The 26,955-nt window shown below is 31.8% G+C and carries 19 protein-coding genes and 2 pseudogenes; 17 read left to right on the top strand and 4 right to left on the bottom strand.

The window, feature by feature from the left end; genetic code table 11:
* Positions 1–141: 141 nt before the first annotated feature.
* Positions 142–576: a transposase gene (locus RHP76_RS21190; protein ID WP_311228977.1), complete on the bottom strand. Its 435-nt coding sequence runs from the start codon at positions 574–576 to the stop codon at positions 142–144.
* Positions 577–1,543: 967 nt separating this feature from the next.
* Here RHP76_RS21190 and RHP76_RS21195 point away from each other — a divergent pair.
* Positions 1,544–1,753, top strand: a complete 210-nt coding sequence (locus tag RHP76_RS21195; protein ID WP_311228978.1) for a transposase — start codon at positions 1,544–1,546, stop codon at positions 1,751–1,753.
* 623 nt (positions 1,754–2,376) lie between these two features.
* On the opposite strand, the gene RHP76_RS23480 is transcribed toward RHP76_RS21195, so the two are convergent.
* Together RHP76_RS23480 and RHP76_RS21200 are read right to left on the bottom strand one after the other, a co-directional pair.
* Positions 2,377–2,538 (bottom strand): transposase, encoded by a 162-nt coding sequence (locus tag RHP76_RS23480; protein WP_409193504.1) that lies wholly within the window; start codon positions 2,536–2,538, stop codon positions 2,377–2,379.
* A gap of 286 nt (positions 2,539–2,824) precedes the next feature.
* Positions 2,825–3,004, bottom strand: a complete 180-nt coding sequence (locus RHP76_RS21200) for a hypothetical protein (protein WP_311228979.1) — start codon at positions 3,002–3,004, stop codon at positions 2,825–2,827.
* A 690-nt stretch (positions 3,005–3,694) separates the two neighbouring features.
* On the opposite strand from RHP76_RS21200, the gene RHP76_RS21205 reads away from it, so the two are divergent.
* From RHP76_RS21205 to RHP76_RS21240, 8 genes and pseudogenes are all read left to right on the top strand, one after another.
* Positions 3,695–4,000 (top strand): transposase, encoded by a 306-nt coding sequence (locus tag RHP76_RS21205; protein ID WP_311230274.1) that lies wholly within the window; start codon positions 3,695–3,697, stop codon positions 3,998–4,000.
* 1,679 nt (positions 4,001–5,679) lie between these two features.
* Entirely contained in the window at positions 5,680–6,972 is a 1,293-nt protein-coding gene (locus tag RHP76_RS21210) for a phage tail-like protein (RefSeq protein WP_311228980.1), read from the top strand.
* 1,557 nt (positions 6,973–8,529) lie between these two features.
* Positions 8,530–10,143, top strand: coding sequence for a phage tail protein (locus RHP76_RS21215; RefSeq protein WP_311228981.1), 1,614 nt, complete (start codon positions 8,530–8,532; stop codon positions 10,141–10,143).
* Between the two features lie 16 nt (positions 10,144–10,159).
* Positions 10,160–11,152, top strand: coding sequence for a phage tail-like protein (locus RHP76_RS21220; RefSeq protein ID WP_311228982.1), 993 nt, complete (start codon positions 10,160–10,162; stop codon positions 11,150–11,152).
* A gap of 42 nt (positions 11,153–11,194) precedes the next feature.
* Positions 11,195–11,944, top strand: a complete 750-nt coding sequence (locus RHP76_RS21225) for a peptidase associated/transthyretin-like domain-containing protein (RefSeq protein WP_311228983.1) — start codon at positions 11,195–11,197, stop codon at positions 11,942–11,944.
* A gap of 1,947 nt (positions 11,945–13,891) precedes the next feature.
* Positions 13,892–13,981 carry a hypothetical protein gene (locus tag RHP76_RS23485; protein WP_409193537.1) on the top strand — a complete coding sequence of 30 codons (90 nt, stop codon included), beginning with the start codon at positions 13,892–13,894 and terminating at the stop codon, positions 13,979–13,981.
* Positions 13,982–14,278: 297 nt separating this feature from the next.
* The gene (locus tag RHP76_RS21235; protein WP_311228984.1) at positions 14,279–14,449 is read left to right on the top strand and encodes an ISAon1 family transposase N-terminal region protein; all 171 of its coding nucleotides are present in this window, start codon (positions 14,279–14,281) and stop codon (positions 14,447–14,449) included.
* A gap of 231 nt (positions 14,450–14,680) precedes the next feature.
* Positions 14,681–15,474 (top strand): annotated as a pseudogene (locus RHP76_RS21240) (transposase).
* An 875-nt stretch (positions 15,475–16,349) separates the two neighbouring features.
* Here RHP76_RS21240 and RHP76_RS21245 read toward each other — a convergent pair.
* Positions 16,350–16,601 carry a hypothetical protein gene (locus RHP76_RS21245; protein ID WP_311228985.1) on the bottom strand — a complete coding sequence of 84 codons (252 nt, stop codon included), beginning with the start codon at positions 16,599–16,601 and terminating at the stop codon, positions 16,350–16,352.
* A gap of 1,475 nt (positions 16,602–18,076) precedes the next feature.
* Here RHP76_RS21245 and RHP76_RS21250 point away from each other — a divergent pair.
* The 8 genes and pseudogenes from RHP76_RS21250 (at position 18,077) to RHP76_RS21285 (ending at position 26,665) form a co-directional block, all read left to right on the top strand.
* A pseudogene (locus RHP76_RS21250) lies at positions 18,077–18,988 on the top strand (IS1595 family transposase).
* A gap of 356 nt (positions 18,989–19,344) precedes the next feature.
* A complete protein-coding gene (locus RHP76_RS21255; RefSeq protein ID WP_311228986.1) occupies positions 19,345–20,094 on the top strand; it encodes a phage tail-like protein in 750 nt (249 codons plus the stop codon).
* A gap of 17 nt (positions 20,095–20,111) precedes the next feature.
* Complete coding sequence (locus tag RHP76_RS21260) at positions 20,112–21,401, top strand: phage tail-like protein (protein WP_311228987.1); 1,290 nt, start codon at positions 20,112–20,114, stop codon at positions 21,399–21,401.
* A 270-nt stretch (positions 21,402–21,671) separates the two neighbouring features.
* Complete coding sequence (locus RHP76_RS21265) at positions 21,672–22,409, top strand: phage tail-like protein (protein WP_311228988.1); 738 nt, start codon at positions 21,672–21,674, stop codon at positions 22,407–22,409.
* 447 nt (positions 22,410–22,856) lie between these two features.
* On the top strand, positions 22,857–24,323 hold the full coding sequence (locus RHP76_RS21270; protein ID WP_311228989.1) for a tail fiber protein: 1,467 nt from the start codon (positions 22,857–22,859) through the stop codon (positions 24,321–24,323).
* Between the two features lie 356 nt (positions 24,324–24,679).
* Complete coding sequence (locus RHP76_RS21275) at positions 24,680–24,892, top strand: phage tail-like protein (RefSeq protein ID WP_311228990.1); 213 nt, start codon at positions 24,680–24,682, stop codon at positions 24,890–24,892.
* A gap of 12 nt (positions 24,893–24,904) precedes the next feature.
* Positions 24,905–26,164 carry a phage tail-like protein gene (locus tag RHP76_RS21280; RefSeq protein ID WP_311228991.1) on the top strand — a complete coding sequence of 420 codons (1,260 nt, stop codon included), beginning with the start codon at positions 24,905–24,907 and terminating at the stop codon, positions 26,162–26,164.
* Positions 26,165–26,191: 27 nt separating this feature from the next.
* Complete coding sequence (locus RHP76_RS21285) at positions 26,192–26,665, top strand: phage tail-like protein (protein ID WP_311228992.1); 474 nt, start codon at positions 26,192–26,194, stop codon at positions 26,663–26,665.
* Positions 26,666–26,955: the final 290 nt, after the last annotated feature.

Genomic DNA, 26,955 nt, shown 5'->3' on the forward strand with positions numbered 1-26,955 from the left:
AGTTTCCAGTGCAGATTGTAGTGTGAGGACTTTTTGTGCATTAACTGTACTTGAAAAAAAAACGGATAGAAATGTGATAGTAAAAATCTTCAAAGACATCTAATGTATTTAATTTGTTGTTTTTATATGGATGGGTCCAAATTAATCGTGCTTAGTATATTTAAAGATCCATTTATTTAATGTACTTTTAGGGATATTATAATCTTGTATAATCTGTGTTTTTGTTTTTTTTTCTGAGATAATTAAATTAATGATAAAATCAATAACTTCTCGAGTGTAGATATTTTTTCTATAAACAGGAAGTGATGTTTTATTTTTTTTCACATTATAGTTTATATTTCTTTGTGGAGAGTATAATATTAAGTGCTGACTATATAATCTAAAGAAGTCATATTCTAAAAGCTTACTGAAGCGTAGAAGTAAATGTGTATCAATATTTTCAGAAGATAAAATACTTGTGACTTCAGATTCTGATATATTTAAAAATCTGACAATTCTTTCCATTTCTATATCTAAAGATTGGATTTGTTGCTGAATGCAATTTCCGATATGTATTTTTTTTATATCTACGGTCATTTTAACTCTAATTTATTAGTTGATTTATTTTTGTATATTACCAGTAATAGTATTGAAATTTGATATGAGAATGTTAAATAAGATTTGTTAAGTAATGAATTTAGTTTTACATATGATTATTGTGAAAATATTTTGTAATAATAACAGTGTTTGCAAATTTATTCTTAAAAGATAGTATAATGATAATATATAAGATTAAAATATTTTATGAGGAAATAGAATTTATTAAATTTTTGAATCCTTATTAAATAGATTTTGTGAATAAAAGTGGGTTTTATGATCGGCAATATTCATATTTCAAACACATGAACAAAATATTTTACCGCATCACCTTTTCTATTTACGGGAAGAATGAATATTTTCCATATATGCAAAAACATCATTTTGAGAATCATCAGGAGATGATAGCTATGGATACCTTCTTTACGGTATGCGTCTAATAAAGTGGTGATGCTGATTTTGTCTAAAACTTCATTTGCAAGCCGCAAAGGATGACCAATAGGAATTAGATCGTCAAATGTATGCGGAAATAAAATCATTGTTGTCCGATAAATTTAAATTCAGTTTTGTATTTAATTGTTTTAGATTATGTTCTAGATGTAAAATACTGAAAATCAATATTAAAATATAAAGTTGAACTTATCAATCCTCTGATTTGATACTTAAAAGAGGTTGCACTTGCAGCGAAAGGAACACGCAGGACAAAGAATATGGTAGGCTTCTTAAAAAAATAGCCTACAATATAGCTCTTCCTCTGAAATTTGTAATAGAGTTTTTCATTATTAAAGGCAAGACTTTCCCAGAGACAGTATCAGAATAAGCTCAACTAATACCATAACTGGAAAAATAATCTCATGCGGAAGACTGTACTGGATCGTTTATCCTGAAAACATTTCAGAATCCTTGTCCCGTAAGAAGTGCTTTAACTAAAGAAGAACTGTAAACTGTACTTACCTCCAAAAGGGAAATGAAAGAAAAAGGAAATATTGTTGCTGTTATAAAAGGAAATCAGAGTGATGTGGCAACAAAATACCTTTTAAAAATCAGCAGAAAACTTCGGACAAAGGTAAATGAAATCACTTTGGATATGGCAGGTTCTATGAGGCTTATTGCTAAACACTGCTTGACTAATGAAGTACAGGTGATGACTGCTTTTGTGTTCAAAAGTTGTCCCTAGAAGCCCTTTGGGAAATCTGGATCAGATATCGTTGGAAAAACCATTGAAAGAGAAAATAAAGCCATCAAAGAATCACCAGAAGGGAAAATATAGAATTTATAGAATTTTTGAAAATGGAGAATCCCTCAAGCAATTTCTGGTACGAAGCTGCTATTTGCTTTATAAAATCGCAGTAAATGGAGTGGATCCCAAAGCAAGATAGGTGATATTATTTGAAATATACTTCGAACTTTTCAGTATATTGTAGACTATAAACTCTAAATATCATATGATTATCTTGTTTTTGAAAAAGGCTTATAAAATTCAATGAATTTTACAAGCCTTAATATTAAAAATCTGTTTTAAAAATGTTACTAAAATAACTTTATAAAACTAAAAACTTTTGTAAATTTATATTCTTATTTTTCATTAAGCAAATATAGAGTCATAAAATAAATTTAAAGGATATAGAATTATTTTACGTGTTGGTTGTTTTTAAGTGCTAATAGGTAATACATAAGTACTTGCTAAAAATTAATAATACATTTCTTTCTAAAGTTATTTAACACGTCCTTTAAGTTGGCTTTGAGGTTTTGAAAAAAAATATATGCTTCAAATTTCAACCGCTTATATTTTACAAATCTTCACAAAATTTCAATTTTATTGAGTTTTGGTGAATAAGGCGGAATAGAATAAATCAGCAAATACAATTGTTTCCGCTCTTTGATTTTTTCTTTGAATCTTTTGCTTGTGTGTAAATAAGAATTATCCAAAATAACCACTGTTTTTTTGACTATTGTTTGCATAAATTTATAAAAAAAGCAATCAGCATTTCTGAGTTCATTGTTTTGTCAAAAAAATCATAAACCAAGATCCTAAAGTATTCATCAAACCCCCAAAAAAACTGGTGCTTTTTCCTCGAAGTGAAGGTAATAAAACAGGATCATTTTTGGTTTGCCATGCGTAGGGAATTAAACTGAAATAATTTGCTTCACCTGTAATACATACCAACGTACTGCTGAGGATTGATTTTTGATAATTCTTCTAATTTCTTTTGAGCTTGTGAAAATGAGAGCAGACAACGCTTTTTATTTAAAGATTTCCTGCATCTTTTCCATTTATAACCACGGCTATTTTTAAAAAAAATATAAGAGCAGGTTTTGTTATTTTTATGGCTTGTTCTTTTTCTAAAATACTCAAAACTACATTCAGATTACGGCTGTTTTGTTTTACTAAATCAGGTAATATATCTTTGACAGGTTCTAATTTCAATTTCGCTCCTCTTCCTCCTTTAATGCTTAATGTTTTCTTCTTTTGTGCTAAATTTTCTGCCTGTTCTCAAGCATTAAAAAATAAGGTTACCCTCAGTCTACCTACCTTCATAATTCCGGAGATCTCCATCATTGACTTTTTGAGCAGAAAGTCGCAAAAAAAATACAGCGTTCTCTAACCACTGAGCTATCTGAATTTTATATAGGTCTTCAACCAATATACTTCCTTCATGTGTTAATTCAATAAATCGCATAGATAATCATTGAAAATGGAAATATATGGATCTTAAAAAAATGTATTATTATTTATTTATAGTTACTTGTAGAGCCTGTTTAAGTTTTAATGGAAAATTTTGTTAAAGGCTTTCCGAGGTTGGGTATTTGAAAAAAAATAAAATGTACCCAACCGAATTAACAGAAAGCCAGTGGCAATGTATATAGAAAACGATGAATCTGAAAGAGAGAAAAAGAAAGTATTCTCTTTTATCGATTTGGAATGTGTTATTATACGTCATAAAAAACAGGATGCCAATTGCGTATGCTTCCTAATGATTTTCCTAAATGGCAGTTAGTTTAGTATTATTATAATAAATGGCCAGGTGCTTGAAGATTTTGATTTTTTTTTTAGCCCAACTCCGAGAAAAAGGACGTTTAAACCAAGGCCAAAACACAGACTCAAGCTTGGGGGATTATAGATAGCCAGAGTGTAAAATGGGGAAATCACCGTTCATTAAATGGTTTTGACGGCAATAAAAAAGTAAAAGGAATCAAACGGCACATAGTGGTAGACAAAAATGGTTTTCTATTATCCATCATGGTAACGGTAGCCAACGTTTATGACGGTAAAGCCGTGGAATTATTCATGAGAACCCTGTCTTACTTTCTATGTCCTGTAAAAGTTATTCTCGCTGATGGTGGATACAGAAGGGACATCATAGAGGCTGTAAAGAAAAAAAACGGTATCTTATTAAGGTCGTCATGCGTTCGGACGAAATAAAAGAAGGTTTTAATTCTGTTCATAAGAGATGAATTGTAGAGCGCATATTTGCTTGGTTTGATAATGACAGAAGACAGAAGACTGTTTAGAAATTATGAGTTATTAATGGAAACATCGGAAAACAGGGTCAAATTATCTGCTATAAAACTTTTATTGAACAAAATTTAAACAGACTCATAATTGCTGAAAAGATGTTATTCTCCAATTTTTCACGTTCTTCTAAGCTGCTTAATTTTGTACTTATTCCAAGTGATAGTTTTTTCCTTTTTGCAGATTTCTATAAAGATAATAATGTTGAACTGCAGTATATACAGTCTGAAAGACATACATGAAATGCAAATATTGTACGATGAAACTATACATTTAGGGAAATGTTTTGGATGCATATCTGTTCAAAACTCTAATAGAAGTAAATGTAAATGCTTACGAGTGGTAGTTGATTATAGTGGTAATCATCCTCATAAATCATTGAATGGAATTATTCCTTATCCATATACTTAAGAATCTTTGCCCATTATAGGATAATTTATATTTCTTAACCGTTTGAAAAGAGAAAATATTTAGATAAAGTTATGATTTGCTGAATATCAAATCATCGATTATTATATTATTCTCACCATAGCGATGATACGGCTATTCGAAAATGTGGTAAAACTTTCATAAATCAATGTCCTCCTTAATATGTTCATCGAAATGAAATTAAAATCTCTCTATTTTGATCGGTAATTTAACAAAAAGTTCACATAAGTATAGTTATAGTTCAGCTTGTAAAATAACAATCATTTTAAGTTAATTTTTTTTATTTCATTTATAATTATTTCTATTTATTTATGAATGGATAATTTGTAATTTACATTTAAATTTGCAGACGTTAACTAGTAATTCATTCAATTAAAGACTTATAGGCAAGTATAGTTAAAATACTATTTTATAATGTGTAATTAAAAATACTAAACTTTAAATTTTATTGATATGACTATTAATTTTTAAACTGTTACTAATGAAAAAAATAATATCACTAAAGATACGATCTTTTTTAGATAAATTCTCAAGTTGACTAAGTTGGTATAAATACAAAGAATACAAAGTTATATTAGAGGTGGAAGCAACAACTATATATGGTACAAATACAGAAGGCATACTATAGTTGTATTTATCCTATTCGAATTAAGGTTTCTGATGCTAACTTTGGTCTTCTTCAACAAAAGATAAAATAAAAATTACTTTAATATATATAACATTAATTAATTAGAATTTAATACTGGTAATTTAAGGCTTTCAAATATGTACTAATTCAGCGAATCTTTTAGGATTAGAAATAGTATTGAATTGAAATATTATAATTTGCTTTATGATTTTTTTAACAATATTATTTAACATATAATAATCATTTCTGCATCAGTTAGGAGTTTAAAATATGTTTTTTTGTAATTTATAACTAACTATAAAAGGTTGTAAAGAAAAAATCGGGTATCTTATTAAGGTGTTCATGCGTTCGGAGGGAAGAAAAGAAGGCTTTAACCTGTTCATAAGAGATGGATTGTAGAGCGCACATTCGCTAGGTTTGATAATGACAGAAGACTGTGTAGAAATTATTAGTTCTTAATGGAAAGATCAAGAAGCATGGTCAAATTATCTGCTATAAAACTTTTATTGAACAAAATTTAAACAGACTCTAAATGAAAATAAAAAGTCTAATTTTTTTTAAATTATTAAATTTTAATATACTTTTTAGTCAGGTTGGTATTAACACAACTGATCCACAAGCTACATTGGATATAAAGTTAAATAATCCAGATGATCCGAAATATACCGATGGGATTCTCATACCTAGGATGAATAAATTACCTAACACTATGCCAACTGCTAATCAAGATGGAATGTTAGTTTATTTATCGCAAGATGATGGTTATATCTCAAAGGGTTTTTATTACTGGAACGATAGTAGTAATTCTTGGCAATTAGTTAATGTGGATAATGGAGACTTATACGCGACTAATTACGGTGTAATACCAAATGATGGCATAGATGATTTACCAGCGTTAAGAAATTTATTCAGCATAGCAAAGATGACAAAAAAAAGAATAAGGCTTCCTGCTGGCGTAATTAATTTAAAGATGTACACTCCTGAAATTTGGGATTTTGAGGATATTGCCCAAGATGGTTTTTCTTTGAGGGGAATGGGTATTGGTGCCACAACTTTGTTGTTGGAAAGTGTAGGTGTTCCTTATACAAAAGCGTTGTGGGAGTGGCATTCACATAATGGTGATGTTCAGATAATAAATGGTAAAATGAAAAGTTATGACTGGTTTGACGTCAATATCGAAGATTTGAGTATAAGAGGTAGTTTTGGCGGGGTTCTATTTCAGCTGGGAAGAAACGATCTTGCAGATCCTTTGAATGTTTTTTCTGCCAGACAAGTCGGTTTTTTTAATACTAGTTCTGTTGGAAGTCCTGTTTCATTAAGAGTTAATTTTATGGTTAATAGTCATTTTGATAATTGCAGAGCAAATGCATTTGCTCAGTATATTAATAATATAGTTTCAAATGGCACAGCAGATTTCCGTGGCACTGCAGTGCAATTAAGAAGATCCTTATTTGTTACACATACTAATTATTCTTATGGAAATGCATATGTAGGAATACATTTTGACGGAGCACAGGATAATAATCCACAAGATCCAGGGAATGGACTTGGGAATGAATCCAATATATTTATAAATGGTGATGTAGAAAATGTTGGTTATGGCTTTTTTAGCAGTAGTAAAATGACTAAGGGAAATCGAGTTATAGGCGGGAGACAATCACTATGGAAATATAATATGTTTTCAATGCCATTCGGAATAAATGGTATAAGAATTTTGTTAGATGGTCCAATGAGTAGAGATAGTGGTAATTCTATTGGCGGAACATATGTAGAAGGAGATCCAAGTACAAATGGTGTGCTTTGTAGCAACGTTTCATGTCCTTAATTTTTTTATTATCATTGCTATTTATCGAAATTTGCTAATTGATATATTTTTTATTTGGAAAATTTATTTATAAGATATTTTTTCTAAGATTTATTAAATCATTTTTTTAACTAAACCATTTGCTACCATGACTTTCTATAGTAGTAAAAATGTTATAGTATCAAATATTTAGCATATAATTCGTTATTAACAAAGAGGTTAAGAAGTTCTGTCTTTCGTGTTTTGCTTAAATGTATAAATTAAACATTACCAATAAGTAAAGTAGATTTATTACTCAGCAAAAGTAATTGTATGGTCTGCACCTAGCAATATATATGATTAATTATATTTAAAAACATAGTTTCAGATTAATAGTACTTTAAAAACCATATTATTTAATGCTTAATTAAAAAACACATTTGTTAACAATAGTAAAGTAGAAAATAACAAAAGTACAAAATGAACAGCATATATGAAGTTATCTAAGATTATTTTAATATCTATGATTATTACTATTATAGAATATATAGTTAATTGCGATTTTTTAAATGATATCTGGCAGGATCATTATAATACTAAGGAATGGGTTTTTCCCGAATTTCTGGTAGGTTTTTTGCTTTGGTTTATATTATCTTTTTATTTTACTTTAGCAATATATATAATTACAATTAAGTTCCAATTCTTGTATGCAATATTACTATCTTGGATCTGTATTTTTATATTAATTAAGTGGGTAATATTATTAGATTTAGAAATATTTCCCGCAAAAGCATTGCCTTTCAATATTTTTTCTAGTTTATTTGAAATAGTTTTGTCGATTTTCATTATAATAATAATGAAAAGAAAAGAAGATTCGTTATTTTTTAATTAAACTTGTTTAAATTTTTATTTTCTTTGAGTAAAATGGTGTCGGATACGTAATTTTAATACAATGGAGAAAATTCTTTTCCTAAATATAGTTAATGAATTTTTTATAAAAGCAAAATAAATTCATGTTTTTTATCAATAAAATTCACCAATATCAGGTGGAGTATTTGTGACTGTCTTCTGGATTTTGCCCCAACATATTTACAAGGTTATAAAGAAAACACAAGACTTTCCTAATATAAAAAAAAAGTAGTTGTAAAATTAAAATTTAAAGCAGACTATTAAACGCATTTTAAGGAGTAACCAAATAATCTTCCTACATTTTAACAAATTTTTTCAACTACAAATGTAAGATTATTAACTAAAAATTCTACTTTTAGGTGTACTTGTAGTGAACTTATATTCTAGCTATAAAAATAATAGCGTTTGCTATGTTTTATTTCTATTTGATTTGTAATTATTTCTATACGAATTAGTTTGTTTTACCGTGTTCTGTAGGTAGTTTTATATGTAATTAATAAACGTTGTATTGTTTTTATAATTTTTTCAATTTTAATAATTTTTTGTTCATTTAAAAATTTAAAACCTTGTGGAACTATTTTGTTACCAAAATATTTATGTGTATAATAATTCTTTATATACATATATATCTTTCCTAATATAAATTATATTTTATCACAATAAAATAACTTATTAAAATAACCTTAGTGTATGATATTAAAAAAAAATTGTATATTAGTGATTGTTCTATTTTCTCAAATAGTTTATTCACAATCTTCCGGAGTGGGCATTAATACAACCACTCCCAAAAGTACCTTTGACATAAATGGTAAAAAAGATACTTCAGGAATTGCAGTTTCTACAGATATTGCAGGACTTCAGGCTCCGCGTCTTACAAGAGCTGAGCTTACGAGTAAAGGTGATACGCTTTATGGCCCAGACCAGAAAGGAGCTATGGTTTACATTACGGATGTTTCTGGAGGAAATGTAACAGGTCAGAGATCTAATATTACTTCTGTTGGCTATTATTACTTTGATGGTTCTGCTTGGCAGAAAATAGGTATGTCTTCAGATGTGGAACAAAACATTGGTTCTATTACTGCTTTCTCTTATGCTTCTGTCCCATCTTCTTATTTGGTGTGTGATGGTTCTGCGGTAAGCAGGGCAACCTATTCTGCACTATTTGCAAAGATAGGAACCACGTATGGATCGGGAGATGGTTCTACCACGTTCAACCTTCCTGATCTTAGGGGAGAGTTTATCCGGGGATTGGATCTTGGAAGAGGGGTAGATACGGGAAGAGCTTTAGGGACTTCCCAAACAGATGATTTTAAAAGTCATAAGCATGATATCCAGACTGAATATGGAAATGGACAAGTAGTTGGATATAGAAATCCTGTTTATGATGCTACTACTGCTCCTCTTGAGTCTGGAGTTAGAGGTCAGTATAATAGTATAGTAACTATTCCAAATGCTGGATATGTTTCAAGTAATCCAATTAGAAATAATGGCGGTACGGAAACCCGCTCAAGAAATGTAGCCATGGTGTATGCCATTAAAGCTAAGGAGAGTGCTGTACTGTCTTCATCAGACAGCCAGACGATCCAGAGCCTCACTACTGCTTTACAGCCTTGGTATTCTACCACTACAGGCACCGGTGCAACTACAGTTACAGAGAATATCTATCACTCCGGTAACGTGGGTATAGGTACCACGTCACCTTCTACAAAGCTGCATGTAGAAAGTTCTACTTCTGGTGCTTTTAGATATGCAGATGGTACGCAGGCTAATGGCTATGTACTTACTTCAGATGTTAATGGTAATGCATCGTGGAAAAAATCTTCTGTTTCTATTGTTAACGGCATAATTCCTGCTCCTGTTACTGTGCCTCTTACAAGCGCCTCACAAATAGGTTATACAGGATGCTATATATCATTGCCTGCTGGTACCTGGATTATTAAGTTTTCAGCTTGGCTATCTGCTATCGGCAATCCTACATTTTCTTCTTCAGGATTTGCTTCTTTGTTTTTTTCTACTTCATCAACTGTAAATACTCCTCCAACCTATTATACCAATATAAAATCTGTACTTGCTACACCTTTTTATCAGTTTGGATCTAATACTCGTGATTTTTATGGTAACGGGGAGATTCCTGTTATATTAACATCTGCAACTACATTATATTTATGGCTTTTTGGAAGTACTGATATATTTAGCTCACTACCATCTTCATCTAATTCATCTATAGGTATAGTATCACAAAATAATTTATCAGGGGCCTATGGTCCATACACGCAATTATATGCTATACCTGTTGCTAATTGATTATTATAAAATTTATATGAATCACAACATTTTTATGAAATTATACAGTATATTATTTATCTATCTTTTATACAATAATTTTAATGCACAAATTTATCAAAATCAAAATACACCAAGTACACTTGGTAGAGTTGGGGTAAATACATTTTATCCAAAATCTACATTTGATATTAATGGTTTGAAAGATATAGATGGTATTTCTTCTAAAACTGAACCAACTGGCTTACAGGCACCAAGGATTACTCTTAAAGAAATTGTAGATAAAGGTAACGCACTATACGGTTCGGACCAAAAAGGAGCTCTCCTGTACGTTACTGATATTTCTGGTACCACGGGATCTGGGCAAACTGCCAATATCAAAGAGACAGGGTATTATTATTTTGATGGGTCTGCGTGGCAGAAGTTATCTGGAGCTGCCAGCCAGGGTCAAAGTAACAGTCTATTTAATGAAATGAAAATAGGTGATACGAGAGCTACCGTTATTGTTATAGATAACGGTCCTAATGGGACTTTTAAAGCGGGTTCTACAAGCACAGATAAAGTTTGGATGAACAATAGAAGCTTATCAAGTACCCAAAATGTTGGTTATAAACTTCTTTCTGAGGTGGCTCCGATTTCTAAATTTTTGTTTTTTGGGCCAAATAATGCTTTCAGAATGGATATGGCATCGGGAGGATATGTTGGAGGTTACTATGCTCCTAAGTTTGTAAACACTTCATCAGAAAACATGTTTTATTCTCTGTTAGCGGACACTTCTTATAATACAAATATGAGTACTACTGGATGTTGGATAAAACCTGGAGCCGTTTGTTGGATGGTAGATGGTAATGATGGTTGGGGATCTGGAGTAAACAATGGTGGAGAATATGCTACAGCATATATATTAATTCATAACACTACTACAGGAGATGCAAGTTACTACCAGGGATTTTGGACTCTAATGTTAGTAGATGATGGTAAAGGACATAATAATTTGTACGCAACATTTTCTATTACCCGTTTGTATTAATATTTTAGATTCTAAGTTTTTTAACACATAATAAAATATATCATGAGATTTTTTTTTTTAATTATTTTGGTTAATTCTTTTTTATCATCTTGTACTTCCGGTTCTCACGAAGAGCTATTTTTTAATGATGTAATAGAGTCGGCTTCTAAATCTAGTATAAGTGGTTATGTTAATTTATATGACGAAGGAACATTTCCAATGGAAGATAAATCTGGAATGCAAATAAAGATTGAGGAATTATCTTCCTTTTCTGCAACCACAGATAAAAATGGTTATTTTACTCTTAAAGATGTACCTTTTGGTACATATACTCTTATTTATGAGAAAACAGGCTATGGTACATATAAAAAATATCAGCATAAGCATTATACATCTTCTACTTTTATTACCCATAGTCCTTCTCTTGGTAAAAAATCTACTACCCAGATTAATAATATAACTGCAAAAGTAGAGGGTGATTTCATTGCTTTATCTTTTACTACTAATTATATTGGTGCCGAAAATAATAAATTTTATTATATCAGGTACTTTTTATCGTCTTCACCTAGTGTGAGCGATTCTTTTTATTCTTATTACTCTCCTACGCTTATGATACAAAAACATAATAATGCTTTAATATTAACAAAAAGTGATCTGTTAAACAGAGGTTTCCATTCAGGAGAAAAATTGTATATTAAGATATATGGTGATTCTTATTTTAGTAATGTTTACGATGATCCTTTTTTAGGAAAAAAAATATTTCCTAATTTAAATAGAATTTCTTTTGCAGATTCCTATTTTATTGTACCATAGGAAATTTACGTGATTTAATAAATAAAGTGAGTTTTTACAAGGAATAGTTATAACACAATAGACTGTACCTAAAATTTTAAATAAAATTAAACAATATTATTATATGTAAGAGTTCGGTACTGTACCGGACTCCTTTACACTTAGATTCAGTCTTTTCCTGTCATTACTGTGGTAATTGATATACTTTTTATTATTTTTTGGGTTCATCAATGGTTTTAAAGTTTTTGGTATAGAATATTTAAGATTTTAAAATCCAAAGAATTTTCTATTACTGCATTATCCTGACTGTTTCCTTTGCGGTACATACTTTGGATAATACCTTTTTCTTTTAACAGATGTTGATAAGTTTTCATCTGATATTGCTAGCCTTGATCAGAGTTGATATTGAGGTTTTTAGTATTATTGATTTTTCTGAGCCTTAATAAAAGTTCTTCTTTTCGTGTCAATGACTTGTCAGATTTTCTTTTCTTACGCTTGTAATCTCTCCCTTGCCAATTTAACACGTTAAACTGAGCTGCGATATCGAACCGGAGATAGGCTTCCCATTATGAGATATTTTCTGTTTCAATATTTTTATAACTTTAACTTTGAAATTCAGATAATAATTTCTTTTTTATCGGATATAGCCCGAGATTCTATACTTGCTATAAAAACCGATTCACTTGCGCTAAGTAATTTTATTAAATCGTCACTCCATTGCTATAGATTCAATCGAACGATTAGAATTTTTGTAAAGGTTAATGTATTCTAATTTGAAAACAACACTAAATTTTTCTTTTTTATACATAAAAAATGCTCCTAAAAGTGTCTAAATTTTTGGGATAGTCTATTAACAGTTTTTTTTATCATATTGATATTGTATCAAAGTTTATAGTCATTACATCGTAAAAAGTATAATTTATTTTGAGTAGTTAAAAGTGGTTAAGTTTCAAAGTTTTCACGGTAAATCTCTTAAATCCATTACAATTTTAAGTATGCAAACGCAGGTTTAACTTTAACGATTGCTATATGTTCTTTTTGATGCTTTCTTTGTTGTGGTAAGTTTGTAATAAATCAGAAAGACTTAATTTTAAGAATAATCTTATTGGAAAAAGGAATAGGAAACAGACCGACTTTGCACTGATACTTGCGTAAATACTCCCTACCTATTCCTTGTTTTCTAAAAACCGAATAGAAAGCTGTAGATCAAATTCTCTTAACAAGTTGGTTATAATAAAACAGATTTTCAATAAATAAAGGAAATTCTTATGGTAAATTTAGAGAAAAATTTAATTGGAGTATTAGCTTGAAAATGCTTAAACTTAATTCCAAGGATTCCGATGGAATAATAATGCTCAATATTCCTAATCTGAAAAAAGATATTTTATGTACTCTTAAATTTTTTTGGTAATGAGAACTTTATACTGTTCTTACCTCCAAAAAAGCAAAAGGAAGAAAAAGAAGTATTGTTGCCATCATAAAAAGTACTCAGAGTGATTTTGTAATCAAACATCTTTTAAAGATCAGCAGGAAACTACGGCTGAGGGTAAAGGAGATTACTTTGGATCTGGCAGGTTCCATGAAGCGTATTGCCAAATGTTGTTTCCCAGATACAGTTGATAGATCGTTTTCATGTTCAGAATCTGGCTATGGAGGCTCTTCAGGAACTTAGAATCAAACACTATTGGAAGGCTGTTGAAATAGAAAATTCTTTTGAAGTATAATCTTTAAAAACAGAAGTTTTTGAAAACAGACATACCTGAAAACAGTTTTTGCAAGAAGCCGGTAATTGCTTTTTTAGAGTCGGGAAAAATGGAATATGTTCCAAAGACAAAGGGTTTCTATTCTTTTCTACCAGTATTCGGACCTTGAAAAAGCGTATAAATTGACCGATGGACTTAGAAAAATTTATACCAGTATATTTCAAAATCTGCAGCAATGACCAGGCTGGCAGATTGGTTTAGGAATATGGAAGAAGCCAATTTTACATCTTTTTCTAACTTAAGAAAAACAATAATGAATCATTACAGAGATATATTGAACTACTTAATCAAATAAGTACTAATGCTGATGCAGAACTTTTCAATACTAAAATAAAAACTTTAAATTATAGCTCCGCTGAGTAAAAGACAGAACGTTTTTCTCTTCAGACTAACCCAACTTTTGCGCTTGCTCCATTTTCATTGGATCAGTCTCAAAGTTTGGGGGAATGTTAAGTAGCTTTATCTGTGCCTAATGTTAAGCGATCACGAACTTCTTAAATTATTACTTCCGGAATTTTTAGTTGAGCACTTTGATATCCTCAAAGCAGAACCCCATGATGCAGAACTTTATATCTATTTTGAATAAAAAAACATGATCCCAGATGAATTCAAAGAAAGACTACTTGAATCGAAGGGCTTTTTACCTGAAATTATTGTAGATGATTATCCATTAAGTGGTAAAATCGTAAAACTCCATGTGAAAAGAAGAAGATGGATTGATAAATCCTCTGGTGAAATTCTTCAAGAGACTGGCAGCTGGTAGCGAAAGGAACACGCATGACAAACGATCTGGCAGGCTTCTTAAAAAAAATTAGCCGACACTAAAGCTCTTCCCCTAAAAGTTATAGCAGAATTTTTCGGGATCAAAGGCAAGACTTTCCAGAGACAATACAAGATTAATCTTAGCCAATATTATAGCTGGGAACAAAAACGGCACGCAGAGGATTGGATCATTTATCCTGAAAATCTCTCATCATCCTTATCCTTAGACGAAGTGGCCTTATGTGAAGGAGAACTTTATACTGTTCTTACCCCCAAAAAAGGAAAAGGAAGAAAAGGAAGTTTTGTTGCCATTATAAAAGGTACCCAGAGTGATTTTGTCATAGAGCACCTTTTAAAAATCAGCAGAAAACTTCGGATAAAGGTAACTGAAATCACTTTGGATATGGCGGGTTCCATGAAGCGTATTGCCCAACGCTGCTTCCCTAATGCCATGCAGGTGATTGACCGATTTCATGTTCAGAAGCTGGCTATAGAAGCGCTTCAGGAAATCAGTATCCGACATCGCTGGGATGCTATTGAAATGGAGAATAAGGTAATGGAAGGATTGGGAGAAGAACAAATTCTACGCACAGAAATATTTGAAAACGGTGATTCCCGCAAACAGCTTTTGGCAAGAAGTCGGTATTTGCTTTATAAGAGCCACGAAAAATGGACCCTCTACCAAAGGCAAAGAGCCGCCATTCCTTTGCTCAGTATCCTGATCTGGAGAAAGCTTATCAATTGACCGATGGACTGCGACAGATTTATAATCAGAATATTCCAAAATATTTGGCTATGACTAAACTTGCACATTGGTTCAAAGAGGTGAAAGAAGCAGATTTTAAATCTTTTTCTACCTTAAAAAAACAATAATGAATCAGTGATATTTTAAACTATTTTCATCAAAGAAGCTCCAATGCAGCAGCTGAATCCTTCAATGCAAAAATAAAAAACTTCAGAATGCAGCTCCGCGGAGTAAAAGACAGAACTTTCTTTCTATTCAGGTTGACTAAACTTTTTGCTTAGCCCCTCCCAACTTTTGCGCTTGATCCTTGATCCTTTTCATTGAATTATCCCAGATGAATCAAAAAAAGCACGGACAGCAAAAGTATTATAGCTATCCGTGCAGAAATAACACTATATAATTTCTACTTCTATCAAGTATTTTATTAAAACATTAGATTTTATGGATATCTTGCATTTTTGTCATAAAACTTAAAAGGCTTACAGTAATAATATATGTAAGCCTTTAAGCTTGAAGATTGCGTTTTAGAATCGTAATATAAAATCTTTAAATAATAACGTTGCAAATTTACACTCTATTTTTGTTTTTGTTTATTAAAAACAGTGAAAAAAAATTGATTTACAATAGAATTTTTTAAGTAATTGAATGTAATTAAAACGTGAATAACTTGAAGCATCATAGAAACGATAAAAAGTGATTACAAATACTTTAATCTGAAATTATAATTTACGAAAAGTTATTTTAAATAATAACTTACCTATTATTTTTTATTCTATTTTTCAGCTTGTTAAATATTAGTAAGTGCTTTAAATGAAGTGTATTATATATTTTATGAAAATCAATCGGTTTATATTTATAGCAGTACATTGAATTGAACTTGTAACTATTTAAGGCAAAATTTATATATTCTTCATGCTAAATTTTTAGAGTGATTAGACATTAAATTTGAATATTATTTGTGCTATAACAATAAATTCGCTACAAATTAAGAGAGGGTTTTCTTAGCCATAGAAGATACAGAGAATAAAAAGAGGAGACTTTTGGTGTCTCCCTTTTCCTATAACTAAAAGCCTATTGCTGGCGTAAGCTTCGCTCGCAGTCTTCGGCAAGAACTTCGTTCTTTTCTTTTCTGTTCCCCAGCAGAGCCTACTTCCTCTTAGGCTTTGAAATTAATATTTTTTTGTTTTATATTACTTAAGTAAGCATAATTTCTGGGCAATATTATTTCATTCGAGTCCCAAAATTTAGCAGTAACATCATGCTGAATCGGGATAAGATGTTCCGAAGACTTTAATTTTTCCCAAGGCGTTTTTCTACTCAAAGAAAAGTGTAGTCTTTTCTTATTGTAAAACTCCTGCCATTCAAAAGCTAAAGCATTTAAATTAAGATCAGGATCAGATAAATCCACTAGCGACCAGAATTCGGATTTGCCAGTACGTCTTTTACTACAGGATTAACTTTGTGTTTAAAAAGTACCCTCCAAACAGTCATTGCAGAAAGTATGATTCCTTTTTGGAGGAGATGGGTTGAGATTCTTGCAGCTCTCCATCTTTTTTTTCTCTTAAATCAAGGATAACAGATTCAGTTTCTTTTGTAACTTTAATATTGGTAAGGGTTTTTGGACGTCTTGACTTATCTGACAGTCCTTGTTATACTTTTTCTTTATATCTTTTTATCTAATGATAAAGTGTTGATCTTGCAATTCAACAGCGTAAAGCTGTTTTTGTTACAGACCTTAATTCTAAATAGATTTTAAGCCAATCTTTGCGAGCCTTGACTTACTGTTGCTTTTTCTTTATCTATAAAGGTTTTAAACTTTATACTATAAATTTAAGTTATTGTTGTAGCGGATCTATTGATACTTTACATATTATTTATGGATTAAATTTACTAAAGCAGAATGCAGCCTTCTTTAAGAATTTTGAAAAAAGCTTTCTGCTAAGCATTATGATAACAATTTTCTTTTATACTAACACTTTTAGTAATTCGAGGAAGCGATATTCTACTAGTTACCTGAGCCATCATCGTTTCACTTAATTACTAGCCTATAGACTTTCTATCAAACTGTAGTAAGCTTAAACAAACCTAACCTATATTTAATATCATACACCCAGAGATCATTACTGCTTTTAACTTCAATTTTTTGATTCAAATAATTTTCAGAAATATTTATCGAAGAGAAGAAACCTAAACTAACTGGTTGGGAGGAGTCAATTAGTAGTTTTCTTAAATTTTTTGTTAACAATAGTTCTTAGGTTGCGTTCTCTAATTAATCTGGCCAGCAGCAAGTAAGTAAGCAGCTTTCATTACTTTTGTTTCTAGTCCTTGGGTATTACGAGGGCTTACATATTTTCAACTGCTCCAATTATTAATACTAAATATTTTTGCTGCTAAAAGAGCTCTTGTTTCTGATTGACGACTTGCTTTTCATTTCTTCTAGTTATAAAATTGCTACTGCTTACCTTTAATACTCTGTAAATCTTCCCAATAAGATACCTAACGGTTTAAGATATAACGTTAAAACTTTTTTTCTTCTAGTTCCTTGCGAAGTTCCAATAATTTATCACTTATCGGAACAGATGATATTTATTTTTCTTTACTAAGTTTGCATTCTTTGTAAAGTTTTCGCTACTTAATAAGATTTTCTTTCAAGATCCTCAACTCGTCAGCTACCGCGGCTAAATTGCCTCGCTACCAATTATATATGCGGCCTAAATCTTGAGCTCTAAACTGTAATTTTTTTTCATTTTTCTATTACTCTTAATTGATATAAAAATTATATCCTAACAAAGCTATCAAATCACTTAATAAATCTTATTCTTTTATGAATATCCGTGTAATTGCCTACTGTTTACTATCTTTTTGTTAGTCAAATAAATAACGATGAATTTATTTAGTTTTACAGCTCATTTTGGTACAGAAGAAGATTGCAGAACTCATTTTAAAGAACAGAGAGATTTACAAGGGGTTATTTGTAATAAATGTTACAGTAAAGATCATTACTGGAAGAAAGATAAGTGGAGTTATGAATGTAAAAACTGTAAATACCGAACTTCTCTGCGAAAAGGAACGATCATGGAGTTTTCAAAATTGTCTTTTTAGTTTGATACAAAGCCATGTTTTTAATGAGTGCTACTAAGAAAGGATTTTCGGCAAAAGAGATTCAAAAACAACTGGGATTAAAAAGATATGAACCAGTTGGTCTATGGTTCACAAATTAAGAACCGCTATGGGAAACCGTGACTCTATGTACACATTGGAAGGAATGATTGAATTTGAAGAAGCCTATTACACAGTAGAATCAAGCGAAATAGAACAGGAAAAAGGGATTCGTGGAAAAGGAGCTGTAGGAAAACAGAACGTTGTAATGATGACAGAAAGTACCCTTTTGGAAGATGTTGAAACAGGCAAAAAGGAAAAGCACGTTCGTTTCTTTAAAGCCAAGGTTTTGCAAGGTCATGATTCAGAAGAAATTAACGAAATTATTCAAGAATCAATTGATAATCAAAGTATCGTGTTTACAGATAAAAGCACATCGTATGTTGATATTGCGGATTTTGTAGAACTTCATGTGATGGAAAAAAGCTCAAAAGAAACTACGAAAGAAACTTTAAAATGTGTCCATATTGCAATAAGCAATGCCAAAAGAAATCTTGTAGAAAATTATCATAAAATAAAAAATAATACCTTCAATTGTACTTAAATGAGTTTGTTTATAAGCTGAATCGAAGATATTTTGGAGAAAAATTGTTTGATAGGCTCATTATTGCTAACATTACAGGATTAGGCAAATAAACGGACATTCATATATTCTTTTGTTCATTACAAAAATACGACTTATTAATCCAGGCGAAAGCCTTTTATATTTATATCTGAAAAACTTTAAAGTTATATTAATTTTTTCTATTTAATTTGAAATTAATTCTATATAAAATGAATGTGCTATTGTTTTTAACATGTCTAATTTTGCAAAGTTAAATTTTTTAATTATTCTTTATTAAATTCCTTTATTAATAAGCTTTTGCTTAAAAAAATATAAAGCATTTTTATCTTTGTATGTGATTTAATTATTGAAAAATTAATTTTTTAAGTTTGATTTTTGGTTTCAATTTTTCAAAATCAATTTATTATTCAGGCAATTCTAAAAAACAATGAAAAAAAAAATTATTACACTTTTTAGTGCTTTGGCTGTACTTGCGCTTCAAGCCCAGTCAGGTAGGGTAGGTATAAATACCACAAATCCTAGAACTACATTAGATGTGAACGGGCTTAAGGATTCTTCTGGTAAATCTATTTCCACAGATCCTGTTGGGTTACAGGCGCCTCGTTTAACTTTGGCTGAACTTGTAGCTAAGGGTAATAGTGTATATACAGAGGATCAGAAAGCTGCTATTATTTACATTTCTGATGTATCTGGAGGTATTGGTGAACTCGAACAGGCAATTAATATAGATACTCCGGGGTATTATTATTTTGATGGAGCAGTATGGTTAAAGGTTGGTACGGGTGTTAACAGAAAAACATTGTACATAGCTTCTACTGGATCAGCGGAAGTTGATTTGAAAAGTAGCAGAGATAAATTTTTTCCAACGGGGGCACAAGTAGATGTTTCTGAACCTGGTTATTATTTAATTCAGTTCAAGGTGGTTATAGATAAAAGTCCTGATTCGTGTGGCCCTTATTTGGCCATGAACTTAAGAGATCAAGATGGCTATCTTTCAGTATCTGATGTTATTATGGCCAGTTCATTTGGTCCAAATGATTACATGTTTTCTTCTACTGCGGCGTATCTTAAGGTGGGTAAATACGATTTATTGATTAGGTATGGTGGGGAGTGTGATAATTATAAAACAAAAGCTGAAGAAAATCAAAATTCTGTTATATTAACATTAATTAAATAATTATAGAAATCGAAAATATGAAAAATATATTTGTATTAGTTTTGTTACTAGCTCAAAGTTCAATTTTTGCTCAGCTTACACAGGTTGACGCCTCGAGAGTTGGTATTAATACAAAAAAACCGGTAACCAGTCTGGATGTTAATGGAAAGAAAGATCCTAGTGGTAATTTTGTTTTAACAGATGCGGCAGGTATTATGGCACCACGTTTCACTCGTGAAGAAATTACAGTTAAAGGTGAGAATCTATATACGGTAGAACATACGGGAGCCATTATATATATTACAGATATTACAGGTGGTAATGCACAGGGGCAACGAATAAATATTAAAGATAAGGGTTACTATTACTTTGATGGAGAAATATGGCAAAAATTTAATTCGGAAAAAAATATAAATATCTATAATTCAAATGGTACTCTTACTTCAGCTAGATGGATAAATACTAATAATAGCCTATTCGGTTTACGTGATCCAGATTATAAGTCGCAGTTGTTGTTTGATCTAACTAAGGATATGACGAAAATGACTATGGTTGGTATTGATAGAGAAAATAGATTAGAATTGACATCTTATAATTCTAGTATAAGTTTAAGTAATGATCGTCTGTTACTTAGTACTAAAAGTGATCAATTTTCACAAATAAAAAATAACGGGGATAAAGGCCTTGAAATTGGTACCGTTAAAAGTACTCCTATAGTTTTTAAGACTGGTGATGTAGAAAGACTTAAAATAGACAGTAATGGTAATATTGGTGTAGGAAACATCTTTCCTGAATCTGCATTAGATGTTAATGGTAAAGTGCGTATAAGAGAAATGAATTTGGCTAACGGGTCGGATTTACTATTATATATAGATGCCTCAACAGGTGAACTTAAAAAATCTGCTTATTCTAATTCCGGTACTGTACTTAGTACAAAGTTGTTAAATCCAGATTCTAGAAGAACAGATCCTATTACAAATGGAATTCTATGTACTTTGAAATATAAACCTATTTCTACAAACTCTAAAATTATTGTTGAGTTTAATACTCCTTATTTTGTAGCAGGCTATGATGGAGATGAGTTTCAATCTGAGCTTAAGATAAATGGAAGTACTTATGCTTATGGCTATCAACGATGGGATCATCATGATACAGGAGGAGGAGGTACAAGATCTGGAACTCTTTTTCCTTTACAGACACAGTATATTAATGATTCTGATAGTATAATAACCATAGATATCTATATTACAAGATTAGATGGAGATGATTTTATTCAAATGAAAAACCCAGGCTCTGACTGGTTTAAAATTACTGAAATAGCTAAATAAAATAATATTCCGTTGTGTAGCAAGTTATACTTTTGTAATAAAAAACAAATTAGAGAATCTCCTATATGTTCGATTCCTAATTACATTTTATTAGTATGTAAGTTTACACATTGACTTAATTCAAATATTAATTAGTTTAACTTTTTATATTGTAACTATTACTATATTTCTTAATTTAGTAGTAGTTTTTCTGTATAAAAATTAAAAAATCTATTGTTAGTAAGATTAGTATTTTTAAGACACAATTAAACAATTTTAAACTAAATTATAATGAAAAAATTTTCTATTACAGTGATTGTTCTATTTTCTCAAATAGTTTATTCACAATCTGCCGGAGTAGGTATTAATACAACCACTCCCAAAAGTACCTTTGACATAAATGGTAAAAAAGATACTTCAGGAATTGCAGTTTCTACAGATATTGCAGGACTTCAGGCTCCGCGTCTTACAAGAGCTGAGCTTACGAATAAGGGCGATGCTCTTTACGGCCCAGACCAGAAAGGAGCTATGGTTTACATTACGGATGTTTCTGGAGGAAATGTAACAGGTCAGAGATCTAATATTTCTTCTGTTGGCTATTATTACTTTGATGGTTCTTTTTGGCAAAAAATTGGCGGATCTGCAGCTGCTTTATATATTCAATCGTCAACTGGGACTAATACTTCTTTACAGGCGCAAGCAGTGTATACAGGTGCTAGTGCAACTGTTACGGAGGCAGGCTACTATTTAATTCAATTTAAATTGATTACCGATAAATCACCCGCTGGTTGTGGTGCTTTTGTTGCGGTAAATATTGTTAACCAAACTACTGGGGCTCAGGCTTTCGTTGGCCAGGATATTCATAATACATGTTCTCCAGTAACTTCGGATTATATTTATAGTTCGGGTGTGGCTTATCTTACACCAGCTGTTTATACACTTAGGGCAAGGTATGGTGGAGGGTGTACTTCGAATGTAACTAGAAATACACAGGGAGAAAACTCTTTTGTTTTGACAATGATAAGATAGTTTGTGAATGAATAGGATTAATTAGTTTTCAAAGCTCTTTTAATTTTTTAATAAAATAGTAGTTTTTTTAAGATGATTTTATTCTTATACTTTCACTACTTGTATTATTATAAAAATTTCAGATTTAATATTTATCTTATTTATAGCTTTTGCAAATGTAACGATTAAATACAGCGAATTTAATCAAAGTTTTAAAAGAAGAATCATCATCTTGAAAGAATGCAAAATTAGAGAGCTTACAATTAGAGCTTATGCAAACGCTGACTGAAAATTCTGTCAAAAACGGATGGTTGTAGTTCAAAAGATTTTTACATTTGTTAAGCGATATGAAGAAATAATTTTTTTTATTGACATTACACTTGAAAAGAATAAAAAAGTTAAAAAATGTATTCTTATTGAAATTAGTATTTTTAAGGACACACGTAAACAATTTTAAACTAAATTATAATGAAAAAAATTTCTATTACATTGATTTTTCTATTTTCTCAGATAGTTTATTCACAATCTTCCGGAGTGGGCATTAATACAACCACTCCCAAAAGTACCTTTGACATAAATGGTAAAAAAGATTATTCAGGATTAGCAGTTTCCACAGATATTGCAGGACTTCAGGCTCCGCGTCTTACAAGAGCTGAGCTTACGAGTAAAGGTGATACGCTTTATGATACAGACCAGAAGGGAGCTATAGTTTACATTACGGACGTTTCTGGAGGAAATGTAACAGGTCCAAGATCTAATATTTCTTCTGTTGGCTATTATTACTTTGATGGTTCTGCTTGGCAGAAAATGGGTATGTCTTCAAGTGTGGAACAAAACATTGGTTCTATAACTGCTTTCTCTTATTCTGCAATACCATCTTCTTATTTGGTTTGTGATGGTTCTGCGGTAAGCAGGACAACCTATTCTGCATTATTTGCAAAGATAGGAACCACGTATGGATCAGGGGACGGTTCTACTACGTTCAACCTTCCTGATCTTAGGGGAGAGTTTATCCGGGGGTTGGATCTTGGAAGAGGAGTAGATACGGGAAGAGCTTTAGGGACTTCCCAAACAGATGATTTTAAAAGTCATAATCATTCTTTGAGTTCAAATCAGTTATCTGTTAGTACTGGAACAGCTAATGACAATCTTAACAATGTTAGTACTGGTGCTAACAGATATGGACTAATACAAACTGTAACAATAGGAAACACAGGCGGTACAGAAACCCGTCCAAGAAACATAGCGATGGTGTATGCCATTAAAGCTAAGGAGAGTGCGGTTATTTCTTCATCAGAAAGCCAAACCATACAGAACCTTATTACGGCTTCAGAACCCTGGTATTCTACCACTACAGGCACCGGTGCAACTACAGTTACAGAGAATATCTATCACTCCGGTAACGTGGGGATAGGGACTACGTCGCCTACTACAAAACTGCATTTAGAAAGTTCTACTTCTGGTGCTTTTAGATATGCAGATGGTACGCAAGGTGCTAATAAAGTTCTGGTCTCTGATGCTAATGGTAATGCTTCGTGGTCTTCTACAAGTCCAACTTCATTTGCAGATAATTGGACTTCGTACACAGGTACACTTGTAAATCCGTATACAGGTTCAATAGGGGGATCAGGTTTCTCCACAGGTCTTTCATTAACTATTCCCTCAAAAGGATGGTATTTTATTCGAATGGGTATAGCAATAAATTCTACTTGTAATGATTATTCTTTTTACATAATTGGTGTTGGGGATGTTTGGAAAGCTTATTGCGGAGCAACAGACGGTTTTTTAGTACCCAGAGACCAGACGAGAGTTTTATATTTTTCTGCTCCAGGGACATATAATGTTTTAGCCAAGAAAACTAACGGTACAGTGCCTTCTGAATTTAATATAGGAAATCCAAATTTTTACTTAGATTTTGTAAAATTTCAAAATTAATAAATAAATTCTTTGAATGTCTCTTTGTAAACTCATAATTTATTAGTAAAGATATTAGTTATAATTCCTTTCCCTAGCTGGCGCAAGCGTCTCGCTCGTGGTGGTTTAAAAATCAAAAGACAGAGTTTTGGTCACGAACGAAGATTTCCACGCCAGCAATAGGAACTTACAACCAAGCATAACCAATAAGCATTAGAAATGATGAACTGCAAATCAGCTTTTTTGCTAAATAAAAATCCATATTTAACCATCTAAAATCAACCAAAATGATAAAAAAAATTATATTTACTTTAACGCTATCTTCTCTTGGGCTGTCTGGACAGGTGGGTGTTAATACCACCACCCCGAATGCGACCGTGGATATCACCCCAAAAACTACCGACGGTAGCAAGCCGGAGGGGCTTCTTGCACCCAGATTAACCGGAGATCAGATCAAGGCAGGAGATGCTCAGTATACTACTGCGCAGAAAGGGACAATAATATACGCTACTGCAGCGGTAACATCATCAAGTACAAAAACCGCTAATATTACCGCTGAGGGCTACTATTATTTTGATGGAAGCGTGTGACAGAAAATGGGTATGTCTTCAAGTGTGGAACAAAACATTGGTTCTATAACAGCTTTCTCTTATTCTGCAATACCATCTTCTTATTTGGTTTGTGATGGTTCTGCGGTAAGCAGGACAACCTATTCTGCACTATTTGCAAAGATAGGAACCACGTATGGATCAGGGGACGGTTCTACTACGTTCAACCTTCCTGATCTTAGGGGAGAGTTTATCCGGGGGTTGGATCTTGGAAGAGGAGTAGATACGGGAAGAGCTTTAGGGACTTCCCAAACAGATGATTTTAAAAGTCATAATCATTCTTTGAGTTCAAATCAGTTATCTGTTAGTACTGGAACAGCTAATGACAATCTTAACAATGTTAGTACTGGTGCTAACAGATATGGACTAATACAAACTGTAACAATAGGAAACACAGGCGGTACAGAAACCCGTCCAAGAAACATAGCGATGGTGTATGCCATTAAAGCTAAGGAGAGTGCGGTTATTTCTTCATCAGAAAGCCAAACCATACAGAACCTTATTACGGCTTCAGAACCCTGGTATTCTACCACTACAGGCACCGGTGCAACTACAGTTACAGAGAATATCTATCACTCCGGTAACGTGGGGATAGGGACTACGTCGCCTGATGCGTCTGCTGTATTAGAACTTAACTCTACTAATAAAGGATTATTAATTCCAAGGGTAGCTTTATCGTCTACATCATCTGCATCTCCTTTATCATCTCATGTACAGGGAATGATCGTTTATAATACAGCTACGGCTGCTGATGTTACACCAGGTCAATATTTTAATAATGGTACGGAATGGAGAAAAGTAGTAACATCTTCTAATCCTTCACCACAATTAGTTTTATTAGCAAAAGGAAACGGTGTTAATGATAATAGCACTTCTTTAAATTGGGCAGCAGCAAAAATAGCTTTTTTTAAAAGTACAATTATAAATCGTGATGGTGCAGCTTGGGATGCTAATACCTCAATTTATACAGCGCCTAAAGCAGGTTATTACATGATTAATGCAAATCTATTCTTATCTAGTTGTCCTTCAGTTACGACCGTAACGACAACTTTTAGAGTGGCATTAAGTAATCAAGGTTCAGGTGCAGCAGAAATATATATATCTGGTGGTCAAACTGTTCCTGCTTCTTTATCTTCAACGGTTTATTTAAATACTGGTGATAAGGTATGGATAGATTATAACTATAATAATGCCGGTTATTGCTCTACTAACCTTGGGGATTCTCAAAGATTAACAATTTATAGAATAGAATAAAATAACTTATTAAAATAACCTTAGTGTATGATATTAAAAAAAAAAAATTCTATTACAGTGATTGTTCTATTTTCTCAAATAGTTTATTCACAATCTGCCGGAGTAGGTATTAATACAACCACTCCCAAAAGTACCTTTGACATAAATGGTAAAAAAGATTATTCAGGATTAGCAGTTTCCACGGATATTGCAGGACTTCAGGCTCCGCGTCTTACAAGAGCTGAGCTTACAAATAAGGGTGATGCGCTTTATAATACAGACCAGAGGGGAGCTATAGTTTACATTACAGATATTTCGGGAGGAAATGTAATAGGTCAGAGATCTAATATTACTTCTGTTGGCTATTATTACTTTGATGGTTCTTTTTGGCAAAAAATTGGCGGATCTGCAGCTGCTTTATATATTCAATCGTCAACTGGGACTAATACTTCTTTACAGGCGCAAGCAGTGTATACAGGTGCTAGTGCAACTGTTACGGAGGCAGGCTACTATTTAATTTAATTTAAATTGATTACCGATAAATCACCCGCTGGTTGTGGTGCTTTTGTTGCGGTAAATATTGTTAACCAAACTACTGGGGCTCAGGCTTTCGTTGGCCAGGATATTCATAATACATGTTCTCCAGTAACTTCGGATTATATTTATAGTTCGGGTGTGGCTTATCTTACACCAGCTGTTTATACACTTAGGGCAAGGTATGGTGGAGGGTGTACTTCGAATGTAACTAGAAATACACAGGGAGAAAACTCTTTTGTTTTGACAATGATAAGATAGTTTGTGAATGAATAGGA

Origin of the sequence: Chryseobacterium sp. SG20098, from assembly GCF_031844745.1 — a bacterium.
GTDB classification, from domain to species: domain Bacteria; phylum Bacteroidota; class Bacteroidia; order Flavobacteriales; family Weeksellaceae; genus Chryseobacterium; species Chryseobacterium cucumeris.

What these genes read in the sequence shown, in the direction of transcription:
- RHP76_RS21190 (WP_311228977.1), bottom strand. Translation starts at nt 576, where the DNA reads ATGACCGTAGATATAAAAAAAATACATATCGGAAATTGCATTCAGCAA.
- RHP76_RS21195 (WP_311228978.1), top strand. Translation starts at nt 1,544, where the DNA reads ATGAAAGAAAAAGGAAATATTGTTGCTGTTATAAAAGGAAATCAGAGT.
- RHP76_RS23480 (WP_409193504.1), bottom strand. Translation starts at nt 2,538, where the DNA reads ATGCAAACAATAGTCAAAAAAACAGTGGTTATTTTGGATAATTCTTAT.
- RHP76_RS21210 (WP_311228980.1), top strand. Translation starts at nt 5,680, where the DNA reads ATGAAAATAAAAAGTCTAATTTTTTTTAAATTATTAAATTTTAATATA.
- RHP76_RS21215 (WP_311228981.1), top strand. Translation starts at nt 8,530, where the DNA reads ATGATATTAAAAAAAAATTGTATATTAGTGATTGTTCTATTTTCTCAA.
- RHP76_RS21220 (WP_311228982.1), top strand. Translation starts at nt 10,160, where the DNA reads ATGAATCACAACATTTTTATGAAATTATACAGTATATTATTTATCTAT.
- RHP76_RS21225 (WP_311228983.1), top strand. Translation starts at nt 11,195, where the DNA reads ATGAGATTTTTTTTTTTAATTATTTTGGTTAATTCTTTTTTATCATCT.
- RHP76_RS23485 (WP_409193537.1), top strand. Translation starts at nt 13,892, where the DNA reads ATGGAAGAAGCCAATTTTACATCTTTTTCTAACTTAAGAAAAACAATA.
- RHP76_RS21235 (WP_311228984.1), top strand. Translation starts at nt 14,279, where the DNA reads ATGATCCCAGATGAATTCAAAGAAAGACTACTTGAATCGAAGGGCTTT.
- RHP76_RS21255 (WP_311228986.1), top strand. Translation starts at nt 19,345, where the DNA reads ATGAAAAAAAAAATTATTACACTTTTTAGTGCTTTGGCTGTACTTGCG.
- RHP76_RS21260 (WP_311228987.1), top strand. Translation starts at nt 20,112, where the DNA reads ATGAAAAATATATTTGTATTAGTTTTGTTACTAGCTCAAAGTTCAATT.
- RHP76_RS21265 (WP_311228988.1), top strand. Translation starts at nt 21,672, where the DNA reads ATGAAAAAATTTTCTATTACAGTGATTGTTCTATTTTCTCAAATAGTT.
- RHP76_RS21270 (WP_311228989.1), top strand. Translation starts at nt 22,857, where the DNA reads ATGAAAAAAATTTCTATTACATTGATTTTTCTATTTTCTCAGATAGTT.
- RHP76_RS21280 (WP_311228991.1), top strand. Translation starts at nt 24,905, where the DNA reads ATGTCTTCAAGTGTGGAACAAAACATTGGTTCTATAACAGCTTTCTCT.
- RHP76_RS21285 (WP_311228992.1), top strand. Translation starts at nt 26,192, where the DNA reads ATGATATTAAAAAAAAAAAATTCTATTACAGTGATTGTTCTATTTTCT.